Origin of the sequence: Pseudomonas sp. NFPP28, from assembly GCF_900115535.1 — a bacterium.
GTDB lineage: Bacteria > Pseudomonadota > Gammaproteobacteria > Pseudomonadales > Pseudomonadaceae > Aquipseudomonas > Aquipseudomonas extremorientalis.
This window is the reverse complement of record NZ_FOWT01000001.1, coordinates 1,024,916-1,049,942: the sequence shown is the minus strand read 5'-3', so window position 1 is coordinate 1,049,942 and position 25,027 is coordinate 1,024,916. Positions and strand designations below refer to the sequence as shown.

The 25,027-nt window shown below is 58.9% G+C and carries 26 protein-coding genes and 1 tRNA gene; 6 read left to right on the top strand and 21 right to left on the bottom strand.

Going from position 1 to position 25,027, the window contains the following annotated elements:
* Positions 1–684 precede the first annotated feature (684 nt).
* The 12 genes from sctL to BM110_RS04930 form a co-directional block, all read right to left on the bottom strand.
* On the bottom strand, positions 685–1,278 hold the full coding sequence (gene sctL / locus BM110_RS04995; protein WP_092240573.1) for a type III secretion system stator protein SctL: 594 nt from the start codon (positions 1,276–1,278) through the stop codon (positions 685–687).
* 573 nt (positions 1,279–1,851) lie between these two features.
* Entirely contained in the window at positions 1,852–2,652 is an 801-nt protein-coding gene (gene sctJ, locus BM110_RS04985) for a type III secretion system inner membrane ring lipoprotein SctJ (RefSeq protein ID WP_092241378.1), read from the bottom strand.
* 5 nt (positions 2,653–2,657) lie between these two features.
* Positions 2,658–3,026 carry a hypothetical protein gene (locus BM110_RS04980; protein ID WP_092240575.1) on the bottom strand — a complete coding sequence of 123 codons (369 nt, stop codon included), beginning with the start codon at positions 3,024–3,026 and terminating at the stop codon, positions 2,658–2,660.
* Between the two features lie 541 nt (positions 3,027–3,567).
* Complete coding sequence (locus BM110_RS04970; RefSeq protein WP_092240579.1) at positions 3,568–4,491, bottom strand: sigma 54-interacting transcriptional regulator; 924 nt, start codon at positions 4,489–4,491, stop codon at positions 3,568–3,570.
* Between the two features lie 312 nt (positions 4,492–4,803).
* The gene (gene ychF, locus BM110_RS04965; protein ID WP_003171595.1) at positions 4,804–5,904 is read right to left on the bottom strand and encodes a redox-regulated ATPase YchF; all 1,101 of its coding nucleotides are present in this window, start codon (positions 5,902–5,904) and stop codon (positions 4,804–4,806) included.
* A gap of 21 nt (positions 5,905–5,925) precedes the next feature.
* Positions 5,926–6,510, bottom strand: coding sequence for an aminoacyl-tRNA hydrolase (gene pth, locus BM110_RS04960; RefSeq protein ID WP_071491035.1), 585 nt, complete (start codon positions 6,508–6,510; stop codon positions 5,926–5,928).
* A gap of 167 nt (positions 6,511–6,677) precedes the next feature.
* On the bottom strand, positions 6,678–7,274 hold the full coding sequence (locus tag BM110_RS04955) for a 50S ribosomal protein L25/general stress protein Ctc (protein ID WP_092240582.1): 597 nt from the start codon (positions 7,272–7,274) through the stop codon (positions 6,678–6,680).
* Positions 7,275–7,411: 137 nt separating this feature from the next.
* Positions 7,412–8,353 (bottom strand): ribose-phosphate pyrophosphokinase, encoded by a 942-nt coding sequence (locus BM110_RS04950; RefSeq protein ID WP_003208392.1) that lies wholly within the window; start codon positions 8,351–8,353, stop codon positions 7,412–7,414.
* 46 nt (positions 8,354–8,399) lie between these two features.
* Positions 8,400–8,474 (bottom strand) — tRNA-Gln (locus BM110_RS04945).
* 36 nt (positions 8,475–8,510) lie between these two features.
* On the bottom strand, positions 8,511–9,362 hold the full coding sequence (gene ispE, locus BM110_RS04940; RefSeq protein ID WP_071491037.1) for a 4-(cytidine 5'-diphospho)-2-C-methyl-D-erythritol kinase: 852 nt from the start codon (positions 9,360–9,362) through the stop codon (positions 8,511–8,513).
* A 1-nt stretch (position 9,363) separates the two neighbouring features.
* On the bottom strand, positions 9,364–9,981 hold the full coding sequence (gene lolB, locus BM110_RS04935) for a lipoprotein insertase outer membrane protein LolB (protein WP_092240584.1): 618 nt from the start codon (positions 9,979–9,981) through the stop codon (positions 9,364–9,366).
* Between the two features lie 4 nt (positions 9,982–9,985).
* Positions 9,986–11,710, bottom strand: coding sequence for a tetratricopeptide repeat protein (locus tag BM110_RS04930; RefSeq protein WP_071491039.1), 1,725 nt, complete (start codon positions 11,708–11,710; stop codon positions 9,986–9,988).
* Between the two features lie 182 nt (positions 11,711–11,892).
* Between BM110_RS04930 and hemA the strand changes: the two genes are divergently transcribed.
* The 6 genes from hemA (at position 11,893) to BM110_RS04900 (ending at position 17,259) form a co-directional block, all read left to right on the top strand.
* Positions 11,893–13,182, top strand: coding sequence for a glutamyl-tRNA reductase (hemA, locus tag BM110_RS04925; protein ID WP_058423108.1), 1,290 nt, complete (start codon positions 11,893–11,895; stop codon positions 13,180–13,182).
* On the top strand, positions 13,179–14,261 hold the full coding sequence (gene prfA / locus BM110_RS04920; protein ID WP_092240587.1) for a peptide chain release factor 1: 1,083 nt from the start codon (positions 13,179–13,181) through the stop codon (positions 14,259–14,261). The genes hemA and prfA overlap by 4 nt, the downstream gene beginning before the upstream one ends.
* Positions 14,262–15,092, top strand: coding sequence for a peptide chain release factor N(5)-glutamine methyltransferase (prmC, locus tag BM110_RS04915; protein WP_071491041.1), 831 nt, complete (start codon positions 14,262–14,264; stop codon positions 15,090–15,092).
* Positions 15,086–15,841: a molybdopterin-synthase adenylyltransferase MoeB gene (locus BM110_RS04910; protein WP_092240589.1), complete on the top strand. Its 756-nt coding sequence runs from the start codon at positions 15,086–15,088 to the stop codon at positions 15,839–15,841. The genes prmC and BM110_RS04910 overlap by 7 nt, the downstream gene beginning before the upstream one ends.
* Entirely contained in the window at positions 15,834–16,628 is a 795-nt protein-coding gene (gene murI / locus BM110_RS04905; protein WP_071491043.1) for a glutamate racemase, read from the top strand. The genes BM110_RS04910 and murI overlap by 8 nt, the downstream gene beginning before the upstream one ends.
* A gap of 112 nt (positions 16,629–16,740) precedes the next feature.
* On the top strand, positions 16,741–17,259 hold the full coding sequence (locus BM110_RS04900) for an acyloxyacyl hydrolase (RefSeq protein WP_071491044.1): 519 nt from the start codon (positions 16,741–16,743) through the stop codon (positions 17,257–17,259).
* Positions 17,260–17,317: 58 nt separating this feature from the next.
* Here BM110_RS04900 and BM110_RS04895 read toward each other — a convergent pair whose 3' ends face one another.
* Genes BM110_RS04895 through BM110_RS04855 form a run of 9 tightly spaced genes read right to left on the bottom strand, consistent with a single transcriptional unit; the run spans position 17,318 to position 25,027 of the window.
* Positions 17,318–17,623 carry a YkgJ family cysteine cluster protein gene (locus BM110_RS04895; RefSeq protein WP_093512557.1) on the bottom strand — a complete coding sequence of 102 codons (306 nt, stop codon included), beginning with the start codon at positions 17,621–17,623 and terminating at the stop codon, positions 17,318–17,320.
* 54 nt (positions 17,624–17,677) lie between these two features.
* The gene (locus tag BM110_RS04890) at positions 17,678–18,157 is read right to left on the bottom strand and encodes a DUF2878 domain-containing protein (protein ID WP_093119965.1); all 480 of its coding nucleotides are present in this window, start codon (positions 18,155–18,157) and stop codon (positions 17,678–17,680) included.
* Positions 18,150–19,421: an SAM-dependent methyltransferase gene (locus BM110_RS04885; RefSeq protein ID WP_092240595.1), complete on the bottom strand. Its 1,272-nt coding sequence runs from the start codon at positions 19,419–19,421 to the stop codon at positions 18,150–18,152. Before BM110_RS04885 ends, BM110_RS04890 begins: the two co-directional genes overlap by 8 nt.
* Complete coding sequence (locus BM110_RS04880) at positions 19,408–20,217, bottom strand: DUF1365 domain-containing protein (protein WP_092240597.1); 810 nt, start codon at positions 20,215–20,217, stop codon at positions 19,408–19,410. Before BM110_RS04880 ends, BM110_RS04885 begins: the two co-directional genes overlap by 14 nt.
* Positions 20,214–21,461, bottom strand: a complete 1,248-nt coding sequence (locus tag BM110_RS04875; RefSeq protein ID WP_093512556.1) for an NAD(P)/FAD-dependent oxidoreductase — start codon at positions 21,459–21,461, stop codon at positions 20,214–20,216. Before BM110_RS04875 ends, BM110_RS04880 begins: the two co-directional genes overlap by 4 nt.
* Positions 21,458–22,240, bottom strand: a complete 783-nt coding sequence (locus tag BM110_RS04870) for an SDR family NAD(P)-dependent oxidoreductase (RefSeq protein ID WP_092240601.1) — start codon at positions 22,238–22,240, stop codon at positions 21,458–21,460. Before BM110_RS04870 ends, BM110_RS04875 begins: the two co-directional genes overlap by 4 nt.
* On the bottom strand, positions 22,237–22,659 hold the full coding sequence (locus BM110_RS04865; RefSeq protein ID WP_092240603.1) for a nuclear transport factor 2 family protein: 423 nt from the start codon (positions 22,657–22,659) through the stop codon (positions 22,237–22,239). The genes BM110_RS04870 and BM110_RS04865 overlap by 4 nt, the downstream gene beginning before the upstream one ends.
* Positions 22,652–24,097 (bottom strand): deoxyribodipyrimidine photo-lyase, encoded by a 1,446-nt coding sequence (phrB, locus tag BM110_RS04860; RefSeq protein ID WP_093119958.1) that lies wholly within the window; start codon positions 24,095–24,097, stop codon positions 22,652–22,654. The genes BM110_RS04865 and phrB overlap by 8 nt, the downstream gene beginning before the upstream one ends.
* Positions 24,098–25,027, bottom strand: a complete 930-nt coding sequence (locus tag BM110_RS04855) for a MerR family transcriptional regulator (protein ID WP_092240607.1) — start codon at positions 25,025–25,027, stop codon at positions 24,098–24,100.

The following is a 25,027-nucleotide window of genomic DNA, read 5'->3' as shown; positions in this document are numbered from 1 at the left end:
CGTAGTGGGAAGGGCTTGACGCTCAGGGAGGGGCGCCCAAGACGTGCGAAGATGGCTCGCCATGTATCGCGCTGATTGAGCAAGGCGACCACACGGTTGAGCACATGCGCCTCATCAGTTCGCCTTTCAGACGCTGAGTAAGCCATAGCGCACCCGTGTTTCGATTCTGAGCCAGTGCCCGCTGGAAATGCGCGAGATTGGCGGTACCCAGGCGCGCCCAATACTGTAGAGCGACGCCGTCAGTTCGAGTTGAAGTCAGTTCGGCGCCAAGCAACAGAACGTTTGTCTGATTGGTCAAGGTGACGTCACCGTCCTCTTCAAATAATGTCATTTGTTCTTCTTTGTTGCACAGCCAGTTGCCAATTGAATGGTTCATTTACGTGAAAAAATCAATGGTAGTTTTGAGTGACTGATTGACAAGTTTTGCGTGATCCTGATCAAACGAATTGGCCATCTCTTTGTTAAGTGCCAACCTGAAAAAAAGTTCGCCATCCCAATTGTCGGGTGACGCTTCACTGAAAAAAGACTTGAATTCCTTGTCAGCGTTCTTCCGGATTCTTGTAACTTCTGAAGTGAAGGTGCTATAGAAGTCCATGATCTACCTGTATGACTGATGATTGTCGAGTGAGTGGAAAATTCATTGCTAAATAGGGAATATTAATAAACGACTGGAGCGTCGCGAGGTCAGACATCGATCCAACGATCTTTGCCTTGTTCGTAAAGAGCGTTGCGCATGTCGTGCCAGCTGATTCGGAAATCTCCTTCGTCTGTCTTCAATACAAGTGTTTGGGAGTGGATTGAATTGTCGGCGGTAAGCTTCCAGAGCGTGCTCCCATGATGGGCTAAACAGTGCGTTACTTCTGTAAGGTCATGTGGGTGGCACATTAGTGTCGCGCTGATTTCATCGACTTGGCTTTTCAGCAATTGCTTAACGAGGGCTGCCACTCGTTGGGAGGCTACAGTCTCGTCAAGCAGGCTACCAATAGCCTGCTTGGTGATCTGGGTGGCGTAATGCTCTAAGTTGTCGCACATCGTTTGCCTACTACGTTCCCACCGCTTGAGCTGAGCGTCGGCGCGTTGCCAGATTTCAAGCGAGGCCTTTTCCAGCAACTCCTCACATTGTTTTTCTGCACACCTGATCAACTCCTCAGCTTGAATGCTTGTGTCACGCAACAACTGATTAGCATGCTTCCAGTCTGCTAGCTCTTCCCGAGGGATTATGTTGCGTGGCACGCTAGACGAGCGCCCGGATAACTCAATGTTGGAGCGGCATAACATTGTTGAACTCCTCACGTGTGTCTGCGGTGGGCATGTCATCACATCTCCGATGTAGTAGCGCGCCATACGACGGCCTGCCAGAGTGTGTCGAGTCGGTTACCTGTGATTCCGTGCAGAGGGTGTTTTGCCTCAATCTCGATTACACATTTACGGGGGAATCGCAATCTAAGACGCTGCCAGATCGCGGGTTCTACCCAGCTATAGAGCAGTTGTAGCGGGTCAGAACCGGGCGGCAGCATCACGGGGGGCAGCGCCTTGGAAAGACGCCTGCACCATTGGTGATGAATGTTAGTCAGGAGGGCTGAGTCCTGGGGGTTAAAGGTGTCGTGAACCAACGCCAACATTAGGTTGAGTTGTTCCCTCGAGGCCAGAACCAGGCGGATTACTGTGGGGTGTGGGTCAACGGGCAAACAGGCTGCATAACCTGAGAGGTTGTCGGGTGCTGACTGTCCACTACGAAAAAGCGTTTCAATCACAGTGTACTCTTCGCCCTTCCAGTCTTCGTGGGCAGATTGCCAGGGATACACCCACCATCGCGCCCACGACAGGTGTTCATGAAACTGATGGTCGAGACTAGGCGTCATGAGTCGAAACCGTTGATTTGTCGGTTGAGCCCGCCTGATGAAGACCGTTTTGACGCCGTTTGTATAGGAACAATATGGCGAGCGGTAGCGAGACCATGCCGAGTAGTAAAACGATCATGCTGGTTTGCCAGAAACCGAGATCATCCCCGGGCACCAGGAAAGGGCCGAAGTACACTAGCCGTTGAGGTTCCTGGTAAATCGCCGCAGGCACGAATATCACCGAGAGTTTCTGCAAGTTGTCCACTGCCGTAGACATGCCAGGGATACTGCTCGCCACCAATCTGCGGATCCGTGCTCTGATATTATCGGGGTCCAGCCGTGGATCGTGCTTGATGAATACAGAAGCAGATGCCGGTTGTACTGGCTCCCCCGGAGCGATGCGTTCAGGCAGTACCACATGCACGCGTGCGACGATGACGCCGTCAATGTTGGACAAGGTGGCCTCAAGTTCCTGGGACAAGGCATAGATGTAGCGTGCCCGTTCCTCCAGCGGCGTTGAAATTACCCCTTCCTTGCGGAATGTATCCCCCAGCGTGGTGCGCGCGACTCTGGGTAGTCCTACGGCTTCCAGCGTTCTTACGGCACGCCCGATATCAGCGGTGTTAACCGTGATGACAACACCGTCCTTGGCCGGAAATTTGGTGGCACGAATATGTTTATCAGCCAATTCGGCAACGACTTCATTGGCCTCCTGTTCGGAGAGCTGGCGATGAAGTTCCACGCGATCACTGCATCCGCCTAATAGGGATACAATACCAATGAACATGACGGCAAGGAGAGAAGGGCTCATTGTCATTACTGCAGGTTACATATTTTGTCGAGGCCTTGGGTCGTCTTGGCGAGGCATTTCGTCAATAGATGTGGAGTAAGTTGTGCGTTGAAGAAGTCGCGAGGGAACGTTTTGTAGACTTCAAAATCCAGCTCTTTTTTAGGTGCGCGGACCAGTTTGGTAAAACGGTTCATTGAGGCGCTGAGCTGATTGGATGCCTCAATAAAAAGCTGCGGGGCAGCCGACCTTGAGGGCACTGCCTTCGCATCGCTTGAGCCTTCAAGCATTGATGAAAAAAAACTAGCATCACTACCGGAAACTGGTTGCTCAGATGCTGAGTAGGTAACGCCATCGCTATCGGACTGATCTGAAAAGTAAGTTTCTTTTATTCGCATGGCATGTGGGCTCATTGATTACGTAAAGTAACTTTGTATGAGAGCAGATGTAGTGACCTTTAGGCTGGCAACAGGGTTACCTCTTGTCCATAGGGACAAGAGGCAACCGGTAGATCAACTGATTATTTACTGACCTTTGGCTTTTTGTAGCATGTCGTTAACGTTTTTCATCTCGGCGCCTAGCCAGTTATTATCTAAGGTGTCTCTTTGGATCTTCTCCTTTATTATTTTACTCTCCGCCTCTACGTCACTTAGACCAGGGTATAGGAAAGAGGGAGCGTAGCCTTGACCGACTGGATTAGTCATATGATCTCCTAGCTATATTTGAGTTTAGTTATCCCAGCATATAATTGCTTGGGTGTTATCTGTGTGGCTGTCGAGAAGGTTGGGTTCCCTGTGCGCCGGGATTAAATGTTTCTAATTGTATATTTCAATGAGTGTATTTATGTATGCAGCCAATGCCTTGATAGGCAAGGCATTCCAGGGATGTTTATGATTAAAACACTGTGGCCTTTCAGTCAGAAAACGAACGACATTGGCCTCACGCCAGTGAAATTTCCAGATGTTTGATCCTGTGGTACAGCGTACGCTTGGAAACACTTAATTCAGTGGCCACTGTATTTACACAGTATCCATGGCGGCGCAAAGACGCCTCAATCAGCATTTTCTCTATTTGCTGCAGACTTGACTTCAGGCTTGTTTTTTTGTCCTGGTGGGGCGTGGGCGAATTTGAGAGCACTGGCAGTCCTAATACAAATCGCTTCGCCGTTGAACGCAGCTCGCGAACGTTGCCCGGCCAGGAGTGAGCGAACAGCTGCTGCAGCAGGCTCTCGGGTGGAGGAGGGGCAGGAAGTTTGAAATATTCTGCTTCTTTCTGGATCATCTCCAGAAACAGTGAAACGATACAGTCGCGTCGATCCCGCAAGGTAGGTAGCTGAATGTTGACTACGTTCAGGCGGAAGTACAGGTCGCGCCTAAAGGTGGCTTGCTCTACCATTTCGTGCAACGAATGCTGGGCTGACGCTATGACGCGCATGTCCACCGGGATAAAGCGGGTCGAACCCAGGCGCTCCACGCCGCGTGATTCCAGTACGCGCAGCAATTTGGCTTGCAGGCTCAGTGGCATGCTGTCGATTTCATCCAGGTACAGCGTGCCCAGGTGGGCGGCCTCGACATAACCGGCGCGTGATTGTATCGCGCCGGTATAAGCGCCGCTGTTGACGCCGAACAATTGGCTTTCGGCGAGACTTTCAGGGATAGCTGCGCAGTTTACGGCGATGAAGTTACCCCGCCGGCCGGATAGATGATGAATTCGCTGAGCCAATGTATCCTTGCCAGTGCCGGTTTCCCCTAGTAATAAGATATCGATGTTAAACGTAGCCGTGCTACCCAACATGCTTCTAATATCGGGGTCGTCAATCAGGTATAACTCCGTCTCATTTTCCATGTGGTCGAGCGCCGACATCGAATGATAACTCCATAATTGCTATTACGTCATTGCAGGTAATGCTGTCGAAGGCTCGCTTCAGTAGATAGAATTTTAAGACGGTTGTCACGTGCTCCTTGGGTCTTTATGTACCTCAGGCTGCGTAAGATAAGTTGTATTCTAATATTGATGCTTTGTGTTTTAGCTAACGGCCAAAGAGGCGATAGGAGAAGTCTGAAGCTTTCTGAATGTTTGGCTTAAACTTTTAATCGGTGCGATATATAAATAGTCGCCCACAAAAAAGCCGATGCTAAGCATCGGCTTTTTTACTGTTTAGAGGGCAGGTAATACTTACACGTTGAAACGGAAGTGCATCACGTCGCCATCTTTAACAATATATTCCTTACCTTCCAGGCGCCACTTGCCCGCTTCCTTGGCACCGGCCTCACCCTTGAACTGGATGAAGTCGTTGTAGGCAATCACTTCGGCGCGGATAAACCCTTTTTCGAAGTCCGTGTGGATCACCCCAGCAGCCTGTGGTGCGGTAGCACCGACCTTGACGGTCCACGCGCGGACTTCTTCGACACCGGCGGTGAAGTAGGTCTGCAGGTTGAGCATTTCGTAACCGGCGCGGATCACGCGGTTCAGGCCAGGTTCTTCCAGGCCCAGGGCCTCGAGGAACATGTCCTTTTCTTCGCCGTCATCAAGCTCGGCGATTTCCGCTTCGATCTTGTTGCACACCGGCACCACGATGGCGCCTTCTTCGTCGGCGATGGCCTTGACTACGTCGAGCAACGGGTTGTTCTCGAAACCGTCTTCAGCGACGTTGGCGATGTACATCACAGGCTTGGTGGTCAACAGGTGGAAGCCCTTGATCACGGCCTTCTCGTCAGCGCCCATGTTCTTCATCAGGCTGCGTGCCGGCTTGCCTTCGGTGAAGTGCGCGATCAGTTGCTCCAGCAGACCTTTCTGGACCACTGCGTCCTTGTCGCCGCCCTTGGCGTTGCGCGCGACTTTCTGCAGTTGCTTCTCGCAGCTGTCGAGGTCGGCGAAGATCAGTTCCAGGTCGATGATCTCGATGTCGCGTTTCGGGTCGACGCTGTTGGAGACGTGGATCACGTTCTCGTCTTCAAAACAGCGGACCACGTGGGCGATGGCATCAGTCTCGCGGATGTTGGCGAGGAACTTATTGCCCAGGCCTTCACCTTTCGACGCACCAGCAACCAGGCCGGCGATGTCGACGAATTCCATGGTGGTCGGCAGGATGCGCTTGGGATTGACGATGGCCGCCAGGGCGTCCAGGCGTGGATCCGGCATCGGCACGATACCGCTGTTGGGCTCGATGGTGCAGAAGGGGAAGTTCTCCGCTGCGATACCGGACTTGGTCAGGGCGTTGAACAGGGTGGATTTGCCGACGTTGGGCAGGCCGACGATGCCGCAATTGAATCCCATGGTGTTTCCCCTCGGTAAGAGTCAGGCCTTCTGGCTGTGCAGGTTTTTCATCGCGCGGTTCCATTCACCGGCGAAGATATCCGGCAGCACGCCGAGGGCAAAGTCGATGCTGGCATCGAGTTTTTCCTGTTCGGCGCGTGGCGCACGACCCAGGACGAAATTTGAAACCATACTGGCGACGCCTGGGTGGCCAATGCCGAGCCGCAGGCGGTAGAAATTATTCTGATTACCCAGCTGCGCGATGATGTCGCGCAGGCCGTTGTGCCCGCCATGCCCGCCGCCGAGCTTGAGCTTGGCAACGCCGGGTGGCAGGTCCAGTTCGTCATGGGCCACCAGGATTTCTTCGGGTTTGATCCGGAAGAAGCCCGCAAGCGCCGCGACAGCCTGGCCGCTGCGGTTCATGTAGGTGGTGGGAATCAGCAGACGAACATCCTGGCCCTGATGCGAGAAGCGCCCGGTCAGGCCGAAATATTTGCGATCGGCCGCAAGGCTTACACCTTGTGCGTGGGCGATGCGCTCAACAAAAAGGGCCCCCGCGTTATGCCGCGTCTGTTCGTATTCGGCGCCTGGATTTCCCAGGCCAACGATCAGTTTAATGGCAGTCACGACAGGGGCCCTTCCTTTGGAGTTGTGGATAACATCGCCAGACCTGAGTGCGGCGAAAGTGGACGACACTACATCATTTACTCAAGAGTAAACGCCGCGTTATCGCCCGCTTTCTCGCTACGTTTCGGTCCGCGATGTTTCCTCAAGCTCCGGCAATACAGAGTGGATTACTCTGCAGCGCCTTCTTCAGCTTCTGGAGCAACGCGTGGAGCGTGAACGTTGGCAACTGCTTTGTCATCACCGTGAGCCAGTGCGACAAACTCAACGCCTTTAGGGGCTTTGAGGTCGGACAGGTGAACGATGGTGCCGATTTCAGCGGCCGACAGGTCGACTTCGATGAACTCAGGCAGGTCTTTCGGCAGGCAAGTTACTTCAACTTCGTTCACAACGTGCGAGATTTCGCCGCCTTTCTTGACCGGAGCTTCTTCACCAACAAAGTGCACTGGCACGATAGCGGTCAGTTTCTGACCAGCGACAACGCGAACGAAGTCAGCGTGCATGATGAATTGCTTGGATGGGTGACGCTGCATTGCTTTAACGATGACGTTCTGCTTGGCACCGTCGACGTTCAGCTCGATAACGTGGCTGTAGGCCGCTTCGTTTTCGAACAGCTTGGCGATTTCCTTGGCCAGGATGGTCACGGATTCAGCAGGCTTGTTACCACCGTATACAACGGCTGGGATGTTGGCGGCGTGACGCAGGCGGCGGCTCGCACCTTTCCCCAGGTCAGTACGCGCTTGGGCGTTCAGAGTAAAGTCAGTCATTTTGTATCTCCAAAATAGCCATCATCGAGCGGCGTTTGCGACCAGCGCCGGCCTCGACATGGGCAAAAAAGCCCCGCCCCAACAGAATGTCGGGGCGGGGCGCTTTTCGTCAGTAGGATGTGCCGAAGGTTTTACCCTTAGCGGAACATCGCGCTGATCGATTCTTCATTGCTGATGCGGCGAACCGCTTCGGCAACAACCGGTGCGATATCCAGTTGACGGATACGCGAACAGGCTTGAGCAGCAGCGGACAGCGGGATGGTGTTGGTCACCACCAGTTCGTCCAGCATGGAATTCTCGATGTTCTCGATCGCTCGGCCCGACAGCACAGGGTGTGTGCAGTAGGCGAAGACTTTGGCCGCACCGTGCTCTTTCAAGGCTTTCGCCGCGTGGCACAGGGTGCCGGCGGTGTCGACCATGTCATCAACCAGAATACAGGTACGCCCTTCGACATCACCGATGATATGCATCACTTCAGAGTGATTGGCTTTCTCGCGGCGTTTGTCGATGATCCCGAGGTCCACGCCCAGGGATTTGGCAACGGCCCGTGCACGCACGACGCCACCAATGTCCGGGGACACGATCATCAGGTTTTCAAAGCGCTGGTCTTCGATGTCATCCACCAATACGGGGGAGCCGTAGATGTTATCTACCGGAATATCGAAGAACCCCTGGATTTGGTCAGCGTGCAGGTCAACCGTGAGAACACGGTCGATGCCTACCACGGTCAGCATGTCAGCAACGACTTTCGCGCTGATGGCCACACGTGCGGAACGCGGACGGCGATCCTGACGGGCATAACCAAAGTAAGGGATTACAGCTGTGATTCGAGTCGCTGAGGAGCGGCGGAAGGCATCAGCCATCACGACGAGTTCCATCAGGTTATCGTTGGTCGGAGCGCAAGTCGGCTGAATAATGAAGACGTCTTTACCGCGAACGTTTTCATTGATCTCGGCTGTAATTTCGCCGTCGGAGAATTTACCGACAGAGATGTCACCGAGAGGGATATGCAGCTGACGTACGACACGTCGAGCCAGATCGGGGTTGGCGTTCCCCGTAAAGACCATCATCTTGGACACGCGCAGTACCTAGAGGCTGAGGGTAACCTGGATGAGTATAGGAAAATGGCAGGGGCGGCTGGATTCGAACCAACGCATGGCAGGATCAAAACCTGCTGCCTTACCGCTTGGCGACGCCCCTGTATCTGTTGCAACGAGTGCCTGACACTCGATTCCTTTAGAGCAGACTTTGCAGCTTGCGATGCAACATCGAAACGTTGCTTCCCTTTGCTACAAACCCTGTAAGGGTCTCTGTAAGAAGGGCCGAGACTTTATCAGCTTCAGCTTTGCTTGGGAAGCCCCCAAACACACAACTTCCAGTTCCGGTTAATTTTGCTTCGGTAAATTTACCTAACAAATTCAAAGCGTTACGTACCTCTGGATAACGCCTTGCTACAACCGGTAAGCAGTCATTTCGACTGTTTCCCTTGGGAACGGGGCGCACTTTAATGGGAGAAGAGTTACGTGTCAACAACGGATCTGAAAAAATTTCTGCTGTACTTACAGATACTTGCGGAACAAGCACGACATACCACGGCTCCTCGGGGTATTCCGGGCTGAGTTTCTCCCCCACGCCCTCGGCGAAAGCCGCGTGCCCACGCACGAAAACCGGGACGTCGGCACCCAGCGTCAGGCCCAGCGCGGCGAGGCGATCATGGTCCCAACCCAGTTGCCACAAGTAATTCAGACCCAGCAGAGTTGTCGCGGCATTCGAGCTGCCACCACCGATGCCGCCACCCATGGGCAGGATTTTATCGATCCAGATATCGATGCCGAGCGGACAGCCGGATTGCTCCTGAAGTTTTTTTGCGGCCTTCACGATCAGGTTGCTGTCGTGAGGCACGCCTTCGAATTCGGTATGCAGCCTGATCACGCCATCGTCGCGCACGGCGAAGGTCAGCTCGTCGCCATAGTCGAGGAATTGAAACAACGTCTGCAGCTCGTGATAGCCATCTTCACGGCGACCGAGAATGTGCAGCATCAGGTTGAGCTTGGCCGGGGAGGGCAGGGTCAATTTTTGTACGGACACGTTATTGCCCCAGTTTGCGTGGTTGCCAGTCCTTGATCACCAGCGTGACATCAAGGTCGGGACCATGCAGCTTGACGCGCTCGGGCAACCAATAGCCGCTTTGCTCCACGTAGCTCAAATATTCGACCTGCCAGCCATCCTGCTCCAGGCTGGCCAGGCGGCTGTCGCCGTTCAGGCTCAGGCGACTCTTGCTATCAGGCGCTGGCAGGCCACGGACCCACCACACCAGATGAGACACCGGCAGTTTCCAGCCGATCTGTTCTTCCAGCAACGCTTCCGGCGAGGTCGCCTCATAACGGCCCTGGTTGGCCACTTCAAGGCTGACTTGCCCCGGCCGGCCGGTCAGGCGTGCGGCGCCACGGCCCAGCGGACCCGACAGGCGAATATCGTAGTAGTCCTGGCGCTGCAGCCAGAACAAGGTGCCGCTGCCGGAGTCTTTCGGCGCGCGAACCCCCACTTTGCCTTCGATCTGCCAGCCATCGATGCTGCTGAGCTGGTCCTTGTGCTGCTTCCATTGCGCCGGGTTGCCCTGGCCTTCAACGGATTCGCGGCTGCCGATGCCCGCACAACCGGCGAGCAGGGCGATGAAGCTGAAAATAACAACATGGCGCAAAAACATAGGTTTAAAGGGTCTCGGATCCGGTCAGGCGCTTGATGGTGCCGCGCAGGATGGGGCTTTCGGGTTGTTCCTTGAGGAATTTCTCCCAGATTTGCCGTGCTTCACGCTGTTTGCCATTGGCCCACAGCACTTCGCCCAGGTGCGCGGCGACTTCCTGGTCGGGGAAGCGTTCCAGTGCCTGGCGCAACAAGCGTTCGGCCTCGTCCAGGTTGCCCAGGCGGTAATTCACCCAGCCCAGGCTGTCGAGCACGGCCGGGTCTTCCGGGTTCAGCTTGTGGGCTTGCTCGATCAGCACCTTGGCTTCGTCGTAGCGCGTGGTGCGGTCGGACAAGGTGTAGCCCAGGGCGTTGAGGGCCATGGCGTTGTCCGGATCGCGCTTGATGATCAGGCGCAGGTCTTTTTCCATCTGCGCCAGGTCATTGCGTTTTTCCGCCTGCATGGCGCGGGTGTATAGCAAGTTCAAATCGTCCGGGAATTGCAGCAACGCTTGTTGCAGCAGCTTCCAGGCGCGCTCGCCCTGATTGTTGGCCGACAAGGTTTCGGCCTGGATCAGGTAGAGCTGGATCGCGTAATCCGGTTCGGCATCCCGTGCGGCGGCCAGGCGTTTCTCCGCCTCGTCGGTGCGGCCGTTGCTCATCAGGATATCGGCCTGGCGCAATTGGGCGGGCAGGTAGTCGTTGCCGGGGCCGACCTGGGCGTACTCGAGCAGGGCGGCTTGCGGATCGTTGCGCTCTTCGGCGATGCGCCCGAGGTTCAGGTGTGCCGAATCTACATGGCTTTCACGCTGGATCAGCTCTTCCAGGTAACCCTTGGCCTCGTCCCAGGCCTTGGCTTCCAGGCAGACCAGTGCCAGGGAATAACGCAATTCGTCATCGTCCGGGTATTGCTGGACCAGGTTGGCGAACTGCACTTTGGCGTCCTCCATGCGGTCCTGTTCGACCAGCATGCGGGCGTAAGTCAGGCGCAGGCGCTTGTCGTCCGGATACTTCTTGAGGCTTTTTTCCAGCAGCGGAATCGCTTCCTTGCCACGGTTGAGGTTCTGAAGCAGGCGTGCACGCAGCAGGATCGGGGCGATTTCGCCTTCTTCCGGCGGATTCTGCTCCAGCAGCTTCAGTGCGGCGTCGGCTTCATCATCCTGTTGCAGCAGCAACGCCTTGCCGAAAATCAGCTGGCTGTTCTTCGGGTGCTTTTGCAGCAGGCGGTCGAAACTCTTCATCAGGCCATTGCGCGTGTCCTGGTCGGTGTCGGCAGCCGACAGCGCGAGGAAGTCGAAATGGGTGTCGCCTTTGCCCTGCAGGACTTTCTCCATATAGACCATGGAGTCGTCATAGCGCCCGGCGCGTGCCAGTTGAATGGCTGCCGCGCGCTGTGCTTCCAGGTCGTCCGGGGCGTTTTTCGCCCAGATCAGCGAGGAGTCCAGCGCAGCCTGGTCGGCCCCCAGGTACTCGGCGATGCGGAAGGCCCGCTCGGAAATCCCCGGATCCTGGGTGTTGATGGCCTGGGTCACGTAGTTGTCCAACGCAATGTCGAAGCGATTGCGTTGGCCGGCCAGTTCCGCAGTCAGCAGGCTGTACACCGTTTCTTCGGTGAACGAAGAATAAACCTTGGGCTTTTCAGGGGCGGGGGCGCTGTCTTCCACCGGTGGCGTACCGTCCGGCGACACGGGAGCCATGGCCTGGCAGCCGCTGAGAAAGACAAAGGCGAGGAGCAACGCGGAAGATCTATTCATATAGGAAGAGGACGACTAACCTGCGGTCGGATCATCATGACACAAGCCTTCGGCCAAACATAACCGAGTCTCAGTTGATGCCTTTATAGACACAAGGCATTAGGACAATAGACGACGGTGGTTGTTCTGAATCTTTCGAAGTAGGACAATTGTCGGCTTCCCGACATCATCAGCGATATTGAATGGCCTTCCTCGCACTCGGTATTAACCACAAGACTGCCTCCGTAGACGTGCGCGAGCGCGTGGCGTTTACGCCGGAGCAGTTGGTTGAGGCCCTGCAGCAGCTCTGCCGGCTCACCGACAGTCGCGAAGCTGCGATCCTTTCGACCTGCAATCGCAGCGAGCTTTATATAGAGCAGGAGCATCTTTCAGCGGATGTCGTACTGCGCTGGCTGGCCGATTACCATCATTTGGACCTCGATGACCTTCGCGCCAGCGCTTATGTGCACGAAGAGGATGCGGCAGTTCGTCACATGATGCGTGTGGCGGCCGGTCTCGATTCGCTGGTGTTGGGCGAGCCGCAGATTCTAGGGCAGATGAAATCCGCCTACGCCGTGGCGCGCGAGGCCGGCACAGTAGGCCCGCTGCTGGGGCGGCTGTTCCAGGCCACCTTCAATTCCGCCAAGCAGGTGCGCACCGACACTGCCATCGGTGAAAACCCGGTGTCCGTGGCGTTTGCCGCCGTCAGCCTGGCCAAACAGATTTTCAGTGACTTGCAACGCAGCCAGGCCCTGCTGATCGGCGCCGGCGAGACCATCACCCTGGTCGCTCGCCACCTGCATGACCTGGGCGTGAAGCGTATCGTGGTCGCCAACCGTACGTTGGAACGCGCGAGCATCCTCGCCGAGCAGTTCGGCGCCCATGCGGTGTTACTGGCGGACATTCCGGCGGAGCTGGTACGCAGCGATATCGTCATCAGCTCCACCGCCAGCCAACTGCCGATCCTGGGCAAAGGCGCGGTCGAGAGCGCGCTGAAGCTGCGCAAGCACAAGCCGATCTTCATGGTGGATATTGCTGTTCCCCGGGATATCGAGCCCGAAGTCGGCGAGTTGGACGACGTTTACCTCTATAGCGTCGACGATCTGCACGAAGTGGTCGCCGAAAACCTCAAGAGCCGCCAGGGTGCTGCCCAGGCCGCCGAGGAAATGGTCAGCACCGGCGCCGAAGACTTCATGGTGCGCCTGCGTGAACTGGCGGCGGTGGACGTGCTCAAGGCCTATCGTCAGCAAGGCGAACGCCTGCGCGACGAGGAATTGATCAAGGCCCAGCGCTTGCTGGCCAATGGCAGCAGCGCCGAAGAAGTGCTGATGCAACTGGCCCGTGGCCTCACCAACAAATTGCTGCATGCGCCCAGCGTGCAGCTGAAAAAGCTTACCGCCGAAGGCCGCCTCGATGCGCTGGCCATGGCCCAGGAACTCTTTGCCCTCGGTGAGGGCGCGTCAGATAGCTCTTCGGATAAAAAACCGCAATGAAAGCGTCACTGCTCAATAAACTGGACGTGCTCCAGGATCGTTTCGAAGAACTGACCGCCCTGCTCGGCGATGGCGAGATCATCGCCGATCAGGCCAGGTTCCGTGCCTATTCCAAGGAATACGCCGAAGTTGAGCCCGTGGTCGCCACCTATAAAAACCTGCTGAAAGTGCAGGCGGACCTTGAAGGTGCCCAGGCACTGCTCAAGGACAGCGACCCGGACATGCGTGAAATGGCCGTGGAAGAAGTCCGCGAAGCCAAGGAAAAACTCGCCGAGCTGGAAGGCGACCTGCAACGCATGCTGCTGCCCAAGGACCCGAACGACGGGCGCAACGTGTTCCTCGAAATCCGTGCCGGCACCGGCGGCGACGAGGCGGCGATCTTCTCCGGCGACCTGTTCCGTATGTACTCGCGGTATGCCGAACGTCGCGGGTGGCGCGTCGAGATCCTGTCGGAGAACGAAGGCGAACACGGCGGCTATAAAGAAGTGATTGCACGGGTCGAGGGCGACAACGTCTACGGCAAGCTCAAATTCGAGTCCGGCGCGCACCGCGTGCAGCGGGTTCCAGCGACTGAATCCCAAGGTCGTATTCACACGTCCGCCTGCACGGTGGCCGTATTGCCCGAGCCGGACGAACAGGAGGCCATCGAGATCAACCCGGCCGACCTGCGCATCGACACTTACCGCTCCTCGGGCGCCGGTGGCCAGCACGTCAACAAGACCGACTCGGCGATCCGCATCACCCACTTGCCGTCGGGCATCGTGGTGGAGTGCCAGGAAGAGCGCTCCCAGCACAAGAACCGTGCGCGGGCCATGTCCTGGCTGTCGGCCAAGCTCAATGACCAGCAGACCAGCGCCGCCGCCAACGCGATTGCCAGCGAGCGCAAGTTGCTGGTGGGTTCGGGCGACCGCTCCGAGCGCATTCGTACCTACAACTTTGCCCAGGGCCGGGTCACCGACCACCGGGTCAACCTCACCCTTTACTCCCTGGACGAAATCCTTGCCGGTGGTGTGGACGCGGTGATCGAACCGTTGCTCGCCGAATACCAGGCCGATCAACTGGCCGCGATAGGTGAATAAATGACCATCATCGCCAGCCTGCTGCGCGCCGCCGACCTGCCCGATTCGCCCACGGCACGCCTGGATGCCGAATTGTTGCTGGCGGCTGCCTTGGGCAAGTCCCGCAGCTACCTGCACACCTGGCCCGAGAAAATCGTCAGCAGCGAGCATGCGCTGATCTTTGCCGGCTACCTGCAGCGCCGTCGTGGCGGTGAGCCGGTGGCCTATATCCTCGGTCAACAAGGCTTCTGGAAGCTGGACCTGGAGGTCGCGCCTCACACGCTGATCCCGCGGCCAGATACCGAGTTGCTGGTGGAAACCGCGCTGGAATTGTTGCCCGCCACCCTCGCCAAGGTCCTCGACCTGGGCACCGGCAGCGGCGCCATCGCCCTGGCCCTGGCCAGCGAACGCCCGGCCTGGCAGGTCACCGCCGTCGACCGTGTGCTGGAAGCCGTGGCCCTGGCCGAGCGCAATCGCCAGCGGTTGCACCTCGCTAACGCTACGGTGCTGAACAGCCATTGGTTCAGCGCGCTGCAAGGTCATCGCTATGACCTGATCATCAGCAACCCGCCGTACATTGCCGCCAACGATCCGCACCTGGTGGCCGGCGACGTGCGTTTCGAACCAGCCAGCGCACTGGTGGCCGGTCATGATGGCTTGGACGACCTGCGCCTGATCATCAAGGAGGCCCCGGCCCACCTGAATGCCGGTGGGCGGTTGCTGCTGGAACATGGTTACGACCAGGCCCCGGCGGTGCGTGACCTGCTGTTGAGTGAAGGTTTCGAAGAAGTGCACAGCCGCATCGACCTCGGTGGCCACGAACGCATCACCCTGGGGCGCCGGCCGTGCTGACCGATCAGGAGCTGTTGCGCTATAGCCGACAGATTCTGTTGCAGCATGTCGACATAGACGGCCAATTTCGCCTGAAAAACGGCCGTGCCCTGATCGTAGGTCTTGGTGGCCTGGGTGCGCCCGTTGCGTTGTACCTCGCTGCCGCCGGCGTCGGCGAGTTGCATCTGGCGGACTTCGACACGGTCGACCTGACCAACCTGCAGCGCCAGATCATCCATGACACCGACAGCGTCGGGCAGACCAAGGTCGACTCGGCCCTGCGTCGCCTGACCGCCCTCAACCCTGAAATCAAACTGGTGGCCCATCGCAGTGCGCTGGATGCCGATTCCCTCGCTGCGGCGGTCGAAGCGGTAGACGTGGTGCTTGATTGCAGTGATAACTTCTCCACCCGCGAAGCCGTCAACGCGGCCTGTGTCGGTGCCGGCAAGCCTTTGGTCAGCGGCGCTGCGATCCGTCTTGAAGGGCAACTGTCGGTGTTCGACCCGCGTCGCGCCGAGAGCCCGTGCTATCACTGCCTGTATGGGCACGGCAGCGATACCGAACTGACCTGCAGTGAGGCTGGCGTGGTCGGCCCACTGGTCGGTGTGGTCGGCAGCCTGCAAGCCCTGGAAGCCTTGAAACTGCTGGCCGGTTTCGGTGAGCCGTTGGTGGGACGCTTGTTGCTGATCGACGCCTTGGCCACACGTTTTCGCGAGCTGCGCGTCAAGCGTGACCCCGGTTGCACTGTGTGCGGGGCGCCACATGGTTAAGGGCGCGCCGATCGGTGTGTTCGATTCCGGTATCGGCGGGTTGACCGTGCTGGATGAAATCCAGCAGCTATTGCCCCAGGAATCACTGCTGTACGTGGCCGATTGCGGGCACATCCCCTACGGCGAGAAAAGCCCGGCGTTTATCCTTGAGCGCTCCCGGCAGGTGGCGGCATTTTTCCAGGCGCAGGGCGCCAAAGCCTTCGTTATTGCCTGCAATACCGCTACGGTTGCCGCCGTGGCTGATCTGCGTCGGGATTTTCCCGATTGGCCGCTGGTGGGCATGGAACCTGCTGTCAAACCGGCGGCGGCAGCCACCCGCAGCGGCGTGGTTGGGGTGCTTGCCACCACCGGCACGCTGCAAAGCGCCAAGTTCGCCGCGTTGCTCGACCGCTTCGCTACCGATGTGAAGGTCATCACCCAGCCATGCCCGGGCCTGGTGGAGCTGATTGAAAGCGGTGACCTGACCAGCCCGGCCTTGCGCCAGTTGTTGCAGGGGTATATCGACCCGCTGCTCAGCGCCGGTTGCGACACCATCATCCTCGGCTGCACCCACTATCCCTTCCTCAGGCCGCTCTTGGCGCAGATGCTGCCCCCCAGCATTATCCTCATCGACACCGGCGCCGCCGTGGCCCGTCAACTCAAGCGTTTGCTGGGTGAGCGCGACCTGTTGGCCGTCGGCAATCCAGCACCGGCACAGTTCTGGACCAGCGGTGATGTGTATCACCTAAGAAATATCCTACCGACACTATGGAAATATCCGGGCGTTGTGAGAAGCTTCGACTCGTGAAAATTTCGTGAAATGCCTGCGTTATTAGCTGGAACTTCTGGCTACACGCCAGCTTCTATAGCGAGATAGCCTGTACACAACCATATAACTTCGTTCGGAAAGGATGTTTCTTATGAAGCGCTTGTTCTGTTTGGCTGCGATTGCGGCCGCTGTAGTGGGGCACTCTGTTTCGGCACAAGCTGCTGGCCTGGAGTTCGGGGTGGGGAGCACCAGTGATTCGACCATGACCTATCGCCTGGGGCTGACATCGGACTGGGATAAAAGCTGGTGGCAGAGCGATACAGGTCGATTGACCGGCTACTGGAGCGGCGCCTACACCTATTGGGATGGGGACAAGCGAGCCAGCGCCAGCAGCCTGTCGTTCTCGCCGGTGTTTGTGTATGAATTTGCCGGGGAATCGGTGAAGCCTTATATCGAGGCCGGGATCGGGGTGGCGGTGTTTTCCCGCACCAAGCTGGAAGACAACAACATCGGCCAGGCCTTTCAGTTCGAAGACCGCCTGGGTTTCGGCCTGCGCTTCGCGGGTGGGCATGAGGTGGGCATTCGTGCCACGCATTACTCCAACGCGGGTATCAGCAGCAATAACGACGGGGTAGAGAGCTACTCGTTGCACTACACCTTGCCGTTGTAACCCTTCAGAACACTGCAAAACCCATGTGGGAGTGGGCAAGCCCCTCCCACATTCAGCATCAGCGGTAGACGGTAGCGATACCCTGTCGCTCTTCCAGGCACTCCGGCGCGCCCATCTCGAATTCCCGGCAAATCAGTGGTCGTCGCTCGTAGATCGTGCACATCATCGTGTCCCGGTCCAGTGCCGCGCACCAGCCGTCATCCAGGCGCAGCATCACTTCACCGCCCCAGTCATCGGTATCGATATAGCGTTCCGGCACGCCGGTGTCGGTGATCAGCATCACTTCCAGCTGGCAGCAGCAGGCCGCACACGTCGAGCAAGTGATGGCGGGTTCGGCGATTTGGATGTGGGGGATGTTGGTCATAGGCGTGCAGTGTAAGGCAAGCGGGTGACGCACGTGTGATACGGCTGACGGACGTCAGCGCGCCAGCCGATGCAAACCCACGAACACCATCGCCCACAGCAACGCCAGCGCAACCATTGTTGGCGCGAAGCCGAAACCAAACTGCACCCCGGCCAGTTGGCTACCGGCGTAATAAGACAGCGGGCCGCCCAGCGCGCCCAGCGCAGCGGCACGCCACCAGGGACGGGCACTCCAGGCCAGGCAATGGCGCAACGTCGTCGCCAGCAATGCCCATAGCAGGATCAACCAGAAGGGAATCAACGTGCCCGGTTCCGTGAACTCAAACACCCCCAGCATGCGCAACGTGGTGTCCAACAGGGTGCCCAGAACCATCACGCGCAGGATCAACCTACCATCCTCAGCCCATGAACTTATCCACAGCAGGTGAACCGCCAACACGGCAAGCCCCACCATTAACCACGCGCTGTCCCCGCCAAGCACGCAGGCAAACCAGCCGCACTGAAACAGCACGGCATTGGCCAGCGTCTTAAGCACTGAAGCGCCCGAGCAGCGGCGGGTTGATCGCCGACGGCTTGGCCAGCAGCAACTGCGCAGTGCCAATGGTGCGTTCCATGAAGCCACCTTCGCAGTAGCACAGGTAGAACTCCCACAGGCGCAGGAAATACTGGTCGTAGCCCAGCTCGGCGAGGCGACCGTGGGCGCGGCGAAAGTTCTCATGCCATAGGCGCAGGGTTCGTGCGTAGTGCAGGCCGAAATCCTCCATGTGCAGCAGGTTCATATCGGTGTCGCGGCTGACGATATGCAACATGTTCTGCACACAGGGCAGGGCGCCGCCAGGAAAGATATAGCGCTGGATAAAATCCACGCTGCGCTTGGCCTGTTCAAAGCGTTGCTCACGGATGGTGATGGCTTGCAGCAGCATCAGGCCATCGTTCTTGAGCAGGCGCGCGCATTGTTTGAAGTAGGTCGGCAGGAAGCGATGGCCCACCGCCTCGATCATTTCGATGGACACCAGCTTGTCGTATTGGCCGGTGAGGTCGCGGTAATCCTGCAGCAGTAGCGTGACCTGGCCTTGCAACCCCAGGGCGTCGATGCGTTGTTGGGTGTAGGCGAACTGTTCCCTGGACAAGGTCGTGGTGGTGACCTGGCAGCCGTAATGCTGCGCCGCATAGAGCGCCATGCTGCCCCAACCGGTGCCGATTTCCAGCAGGTGGTCGGTGCGTTTGAGGGCGAGCTTCTGGCAGATGCGCTCCAGCTTGTTCAACTGCGCCTGTTCGAGGGTGTCGTCGGGCGTCAGAAACTGTGCCGCGGAGTACATCATGGTCGGGTCGAGGAATTCTTCGAACAGGTCGTTGCCCAGGTCGTAGTGGGCGGCGATGTTTTTCTGTGAACCCTTGCGCGTGTTGCGGTTGAGCCAGTGCAGGCCCTGGGTGAACGGCCGCGCCAGGCGTGCCAGGCCGCCTTCCATTGCATCGAGCACGTCCAGGTTGCTGACCATCACGCGCACCACGGCGGTCAGGTCCGGGCTGGTCCAGTAACCGTGGATAAACGCTTCGCCGGCGCCGATGGAGCCGTTGGCCGCCACCAGGCCCCACACGGCAGAGTCCAGGATCTGGATTTCCCCCATCAAGTGCGCTTCCTGTGCGCCGAACACTTGGCGCTCGCCGTCCTCGATCACCACCAGTTGGCCATGGCGCAGTTGGCTGAGTTGGCGCAACACCGCCTTGCGCAGCAGCGCGGCGGTCATGCCGTTGACGTTCAGGCGGTGAGTCTTGACCGATAAGCTAGGGGATTTCATGGCGGCGATCCTTGGTGTAACCGACTGCGGTGCGAGAGGCGCCATCGGCGGCCCGGTGGGAAAAAATCGGCGTGCGTTTGAGCAACAGGCGCAGGGCCTGCCAGTAAATAGCGAGGCAGGTCTTGGCGGTCATCCAGGGGAAACGCCACAGGTAGCGATGCAGGCTGGCGCGATCCAGCGTTTCTTTCTCCAGGCTCAACGTGGCGTCGAAGATTTTCTGCGTGCCCTGCCAATCGGCCATGTGCACGCCCAGCCTGGCGGAGGGAGGGCTGAAGCTCATGCGGTATTCCAGGTCGCGGGGTAGAAACGGCGACACATGGAAGGCCTTGGCCACGGCGAAATGCTGGTGTTCATCGGCGTCCAGGGCCTGGGCCGGCAACACGTAGTGATAGCGTTCGCGCCATGGGGTGTTGGTCACTTCACACAGGATCGCGGCCAGACGTCCGTCGGCCTCGAAGCAGTAGAAGAAACTCACGGGGTTAAAAGCCAGGCCCCAACTGCGGGCCTGGGTCAGTAGGCAGATAACGCCCTGGGGTGTACGCCCCAGTGCCTTGCCGACTTCCTGGCGCACGGCATCGCTCAAGTTCATGCCGCTGCGCGTCCATTCACGCAGGTAGTCCTGCTGACGAAAACCGAAGGGGGCCAGGCGGCTGCGCCCGGCCAGGGGTGAAAGCCCCAGCACTTGGTGTTCTTCGCTCAAATCCAGGTACAGCAGGCCGATGCGGTAGCGAAAGGCATGGGCCTTGGGCGCAAACCGCCGATGGGCGATCCACCCGCTGTACAGGGCGCTGTTCACAGGGTTTCCCCAAAGGCTTCGGCCACGCGCAGTGCGCTGACCACGCCGTCTTCGTGAAAGCCGTTGGCCCAGTAGGCGCCGCAGTAGAAGGTATTGCTCACGCCGGATATTTCTTCGCGACGCGCCTGCGCTGCCACCGCCGCCAGGCTGTACTGCGGGTGGGCGTAGGTGTAGCGGGCCAGTACCTTCAGCGGGTTGATCATGGTTGTCTGGTTGAGGCTGACGCAAAACGTGGTGGTGCTGTGGATGCCTTGCAGGATGTTCATGTCATAGGTCACCGCCGCCTGTGCCTGGCGATTGCCGGTCAGCCGGTAGTTCCAACTGGCCCAGGCGAGTTTGCGGTCGGGCAGCAGGCGCGTGTCGGTGTGCAATACCACGTCGTTATCGGCGTAGGGCATGGCGCCCAGGATCTCCTGTTCGGCCTGGCTCGGGTCGGCCAGCAACGCCAGGGCCTGGTCGCTGTGGCAGGCGAACACCACGCGATCAAATGCCTCACTGCCGGCCGGGCTGTGGATAACCACGCCGTCGTCGGTGCGTGCCACTTTATGCACAGGGCAATTGAGGCGGATCCGTTCGCGAAAGCTGCGGGTCAACGGCTCGATGTAGCGGCTTGATCCCCCTTCGATCACGCACCATTGCGGGCGGTTGTTCACAGAGAGCAACCCGTGGTTCTTGAAGAAGCGCACAAAGAACTGCAACGGAAACTTCAGCATATCGGCCAGGGACATCGACCAGATCGCCGCGCCCATCGGCACGATATAGTGCCGGACAAACCGCTCGCCGTAGCCGCCGGCGGTGAGGTAGCTGCCCAGGGTCATGTCAGCGCTGATGCGCTGCTGCTGCAGGTCCAGCGGCGCCTGGCGATTGAAGCGCAGAATATCGCGCAACATGCCCCAGAACCCCGGCGACAAAATATTGCGACGCTGGGCAAACAAACTGTTGAGGTTGTTGCCGTTGTACTCGAACCGGGTGTGCTCGTCGCACACCGAAAAGCTCATCTCGGTCGGTTTGAACGCCACCCCGATCTGCCCCAGCAAGCGGATGAAGTTGGGGTAGGTCCAGTCGTTGAACACGATGAAGCCGGTGTCGACCGCGTAGTTTTCACCCTCGACAGTGACATTGACGGTGTGGGTATGCCCGCCGATGCGGTCGCCCGCTTCGAACAGGGTGATGTCGTGACGGCGGCTGAGCAGATAGGCGCTGGTCAGGCCGGCGATGCCGCTGCCGATAATGGCGATCTTCACAGGTCGTCCTTTTTCGGCGGCGGGCTGCGCAACATGCGCTTGCCGATGATCAGTTGCGCACGGTTCGGCAGTTTCGACAGGGGCCACAACGTGGCGATGAACAGTGCAGGAAAGGCGATTTCCAGCGGGCGCTTTTCCAACTTGGCGAAAATGTGCCGTGCGGCTTTATCCGCTGACCAACTAAGCGGCATGGGGAAGTCATTGCGCTCGGTCAGCGGAGTGTCGACAAAGCCCGGGCTGATCACGGTGACGTCGATGTTTTCCGGCGACAGGCTGATACGCAGGGATTCGAACAGGTAGCGCAGACCCGCCTTGGACGCGCCATAGGCTTCGGCGCGTGGCATCGGCAGGTAGGTCACGGCGCTGGCGACGCCTACCAGGTGCGGGGTGCGCCCGGCGCGCAACAGTGGCAGGGCGGCTTCGATGCAATAACTGCTGGCCAGCAGGTTGGTACGCACCACGTGCTCGATGATCGATGAGTCAAACTGTCGGGCATCCACGTATTCACAGGTGCCAGCATTGAGAATGACCGTGTCCAGGGCGCCCCAGGCCTCGCCAATGCGCTCACCAATCTCGCGCACGGTCTGGCTGTTGGTCAGGTCGCCGGCCACCACCAGCACCTGGCCAGGGTAACGGTGGGCGAGCGCTTCCAGCGGGCCTTTCGAGCGTGAGCTCAAGGCGACGTGGGCGCCGCTGTTGAGCAACTCCACGGCCAGCGCGGCACCGATGCCACTGCTGGCGCCGGTCAGCCAATAACGTCGAGGCAATGTATCGCTCATCCCATTCTCCTTTTCAGCCAGCCAACGACGCTGCCCAGCACGGGCACGTGTTCGTACAGCATGGCGCCGGCATCGAAATAATCGCGGTGGCGGTACACCTTGTCACGCCACATCAAGTGCGAACAACCTTCCACCCGGATCACCTTGCCGCTGGCCAGGCGTGGGTGGCAGAAACTCATTTTCCAGCGCAGGTAACCTTCACCTTCGGTCACCTGATCGAAACCGTGGAAGTCGAAGCGTAACTGGCTGACGTTGCTGTACAGCTCGGCGAAGTAGCGGTGCAGGGCGGGCAGGCCCTGCACTTCATGCAGTGGATCCGCGAAGCGGATGTCCTGGCTGTACAGGCTGTCGAGCAGGTGCAGGTTGTGCTTGTCCAGCGTGGAAAAGGCCTGGGCGAAGCGACGCAGGAAGTCACTCATACTCGCCCCCAGCGGCTTGTCGCGAGGGCAGGCTGCGGAAGGCGGCCAGGGCGCGTTCACGGGACTTTTTCAGGTCGACAATCGAACGCGGGTAATCGGCCACGCCGAACAAACCACCGGCGGCTTCGGGGTTGTGCACTTCCTTTTTATTCAGCGCGGCCAGTTCCGGCAGCCAGCGCTTGATGAATACCCCTTCGCTGTCGAATTTTTCCGATTGGCTCAAGGGGCTGAAAATCCGGAAGTACGGCGCCGAGTCGGTGCCGGTGGACGAGCTCCACTGCCAGCCGCCGTTATTGGCCGCCAGGTCGCCGTCGATCAGATGGCGCATGAAAAAGCGCTCGCCTTCGCGCCAGTCGATCAGCAGGTTCTTGGTCAGGAACATCGCCACGACCATGCGCAGGCGGTTGTGCATCCAGCCGGTTTCAAGCAGTTGGCGCATGGCGGCGTCGATGATCGGCAGGCCGGTGCGCGCTTGCTGCCAGGCGGCCAGGTCCTTGGGCGCGTTGCGCCAGGCGACGGCTTCGGTCTCGGGGCGGAACGCCCGGTGGCGCGACACCCGTGGGTAACCCACCAGGATGTGCTTGTAGAACTCACGCCACAGCAGTTCGTTGATCCAGGTAATGGCGCCCATGTCGCCGCTTTCAAACTCGCCGCCGTTGGTCTGCAGTGCAGCGTGCAGGCACTGGCGCGGCGACACCACGCCGGCGGCGAGGTAAGCCGACAACTGGCTGGTGCCGGGCTTGGCGGGGAAGTCGCGTTCGTCCTTGTAGTAGCTGATCTGTTGGTCGGCGAAAGCGTCGAGGCGGCGCCGGGCTTCGTCTTCACCGGCGGGCCAGAGGGCACGCAGGGTCTCGCTGGGTGGCTCGAAACCGTCGACTGTCTTTGGGATCGGGTCGCTTTTCAGCTTGAGCGCAGCCTGGGCCTTGGGTGCCGGGACTATCCGGGGCAGGGCGCTGTGCAGACGGCTGTAGCAGACCTTGCGGAACTGGCTGAACACCTGGAAGTAAGTGCCGGTCTTGGTCAGCACGCTGCCGGGCTGGAAGAACAGTTGGTCCAGGTAGCTGTGGAAGCTGATGCCCGCCGACTCCAATGCCTTGGACACGGCCGCATCACGACGGCTTTCATGGATGCCGTATTCCTCGTTGACGTGCACCGACTCCACGGCCAGTTCACGGCACAGCGTGCCCAGCACGTCGGGTGCCTGGTCCCAGGTGGCTGCCGTACGGATCAGCAGGGGAATGTTCAGTTCGCCGAGTGTCTTGCTCAGGTCATCCAGGTTGCGCAGCCAGAAATCCACCTTGCACGGTGCATCGTCATGGGCCAGCCATTGTTCGGGCGTGATCAGGTACACGGCGGCGATCGGGCCCCGCTGGCTCGCGGCGGTCAGGGCGGTGTTGTCGTGTAGGCGCAGGTCGGTGCGCAGCCAGATCAAATGCATTTAAACGAGTCCACGCTGGATCAGTAGCTGGTGGGCCGACAACAACTCTTCGGCGACGAACAATTCAGGGATGTCCTGGGCTAATACGGCCAACTCGGCCTGGTGGATGCATACCGTTGGTCCGACGACCAACTTTGGGCAACGGACGCCGCCCAAAAGTTTTTCCAGACCCGACAAATGCAGCGCCTTGCTCGAATACAGCAGCACGGCCCGCGGTTGCAGGTGCTCCACCGCCAGGGCCAGTTCGCCGGCGGGCAACGGCCAGTCGAACACTTCCACCGGGCAATCGGCACTGCTGGCGAGCCAGGCACTGAGCCACAGGTGTGGCTCCAGGGGCAGGTCGGACTGATTGACCAGCAACAACGGTGCGCCGTGCAACTGGCGATTGTTGTGGTAAATGCGTGCGCCGAATTTGCTGCGCAGCCATGAGAGGAAAAACACCCGCTCCATCTGCGCGCCGAACTGGCCTTGCCAACGCTGTTCCAACGCTCGCAGCAGCGGCAGCATCAGTTGCTCGCACAACGTGCGTGGCGGGTACAGCGCCATGGCCTGGTTGAAGGCGTCATCGACCCGGCGTTCGGTCAATTCGCTGATGGCGTGCACCAGGTTCTGGCGCAGGCTGTGCCACTCGTTTTCCACCGCCTCGGGAAGGGATTGGGCCGAGTCGATCAGGCCTTTGACCTGGCTCACCGGCACGCCGCGATTGAGCCAGGTGAGGATGGTATGGATGCGCTGCACATGCTCGGCGCTGAACAGCCGATGGCCCTTGGGCGTGCGCTGGGGCACGATCAGGCCGTAACGGCGTTCCCAGGCGCGCAGGGTCACGGCGTTGACGCCGGTCTGACGCGCCACTTCGCGGATCGGCAGCCAGCCGTCTTCGAGCGCTTGGGCGATGTCGTCGCCGGGTTCGTCTAGCAGGGCAGCTTTCAT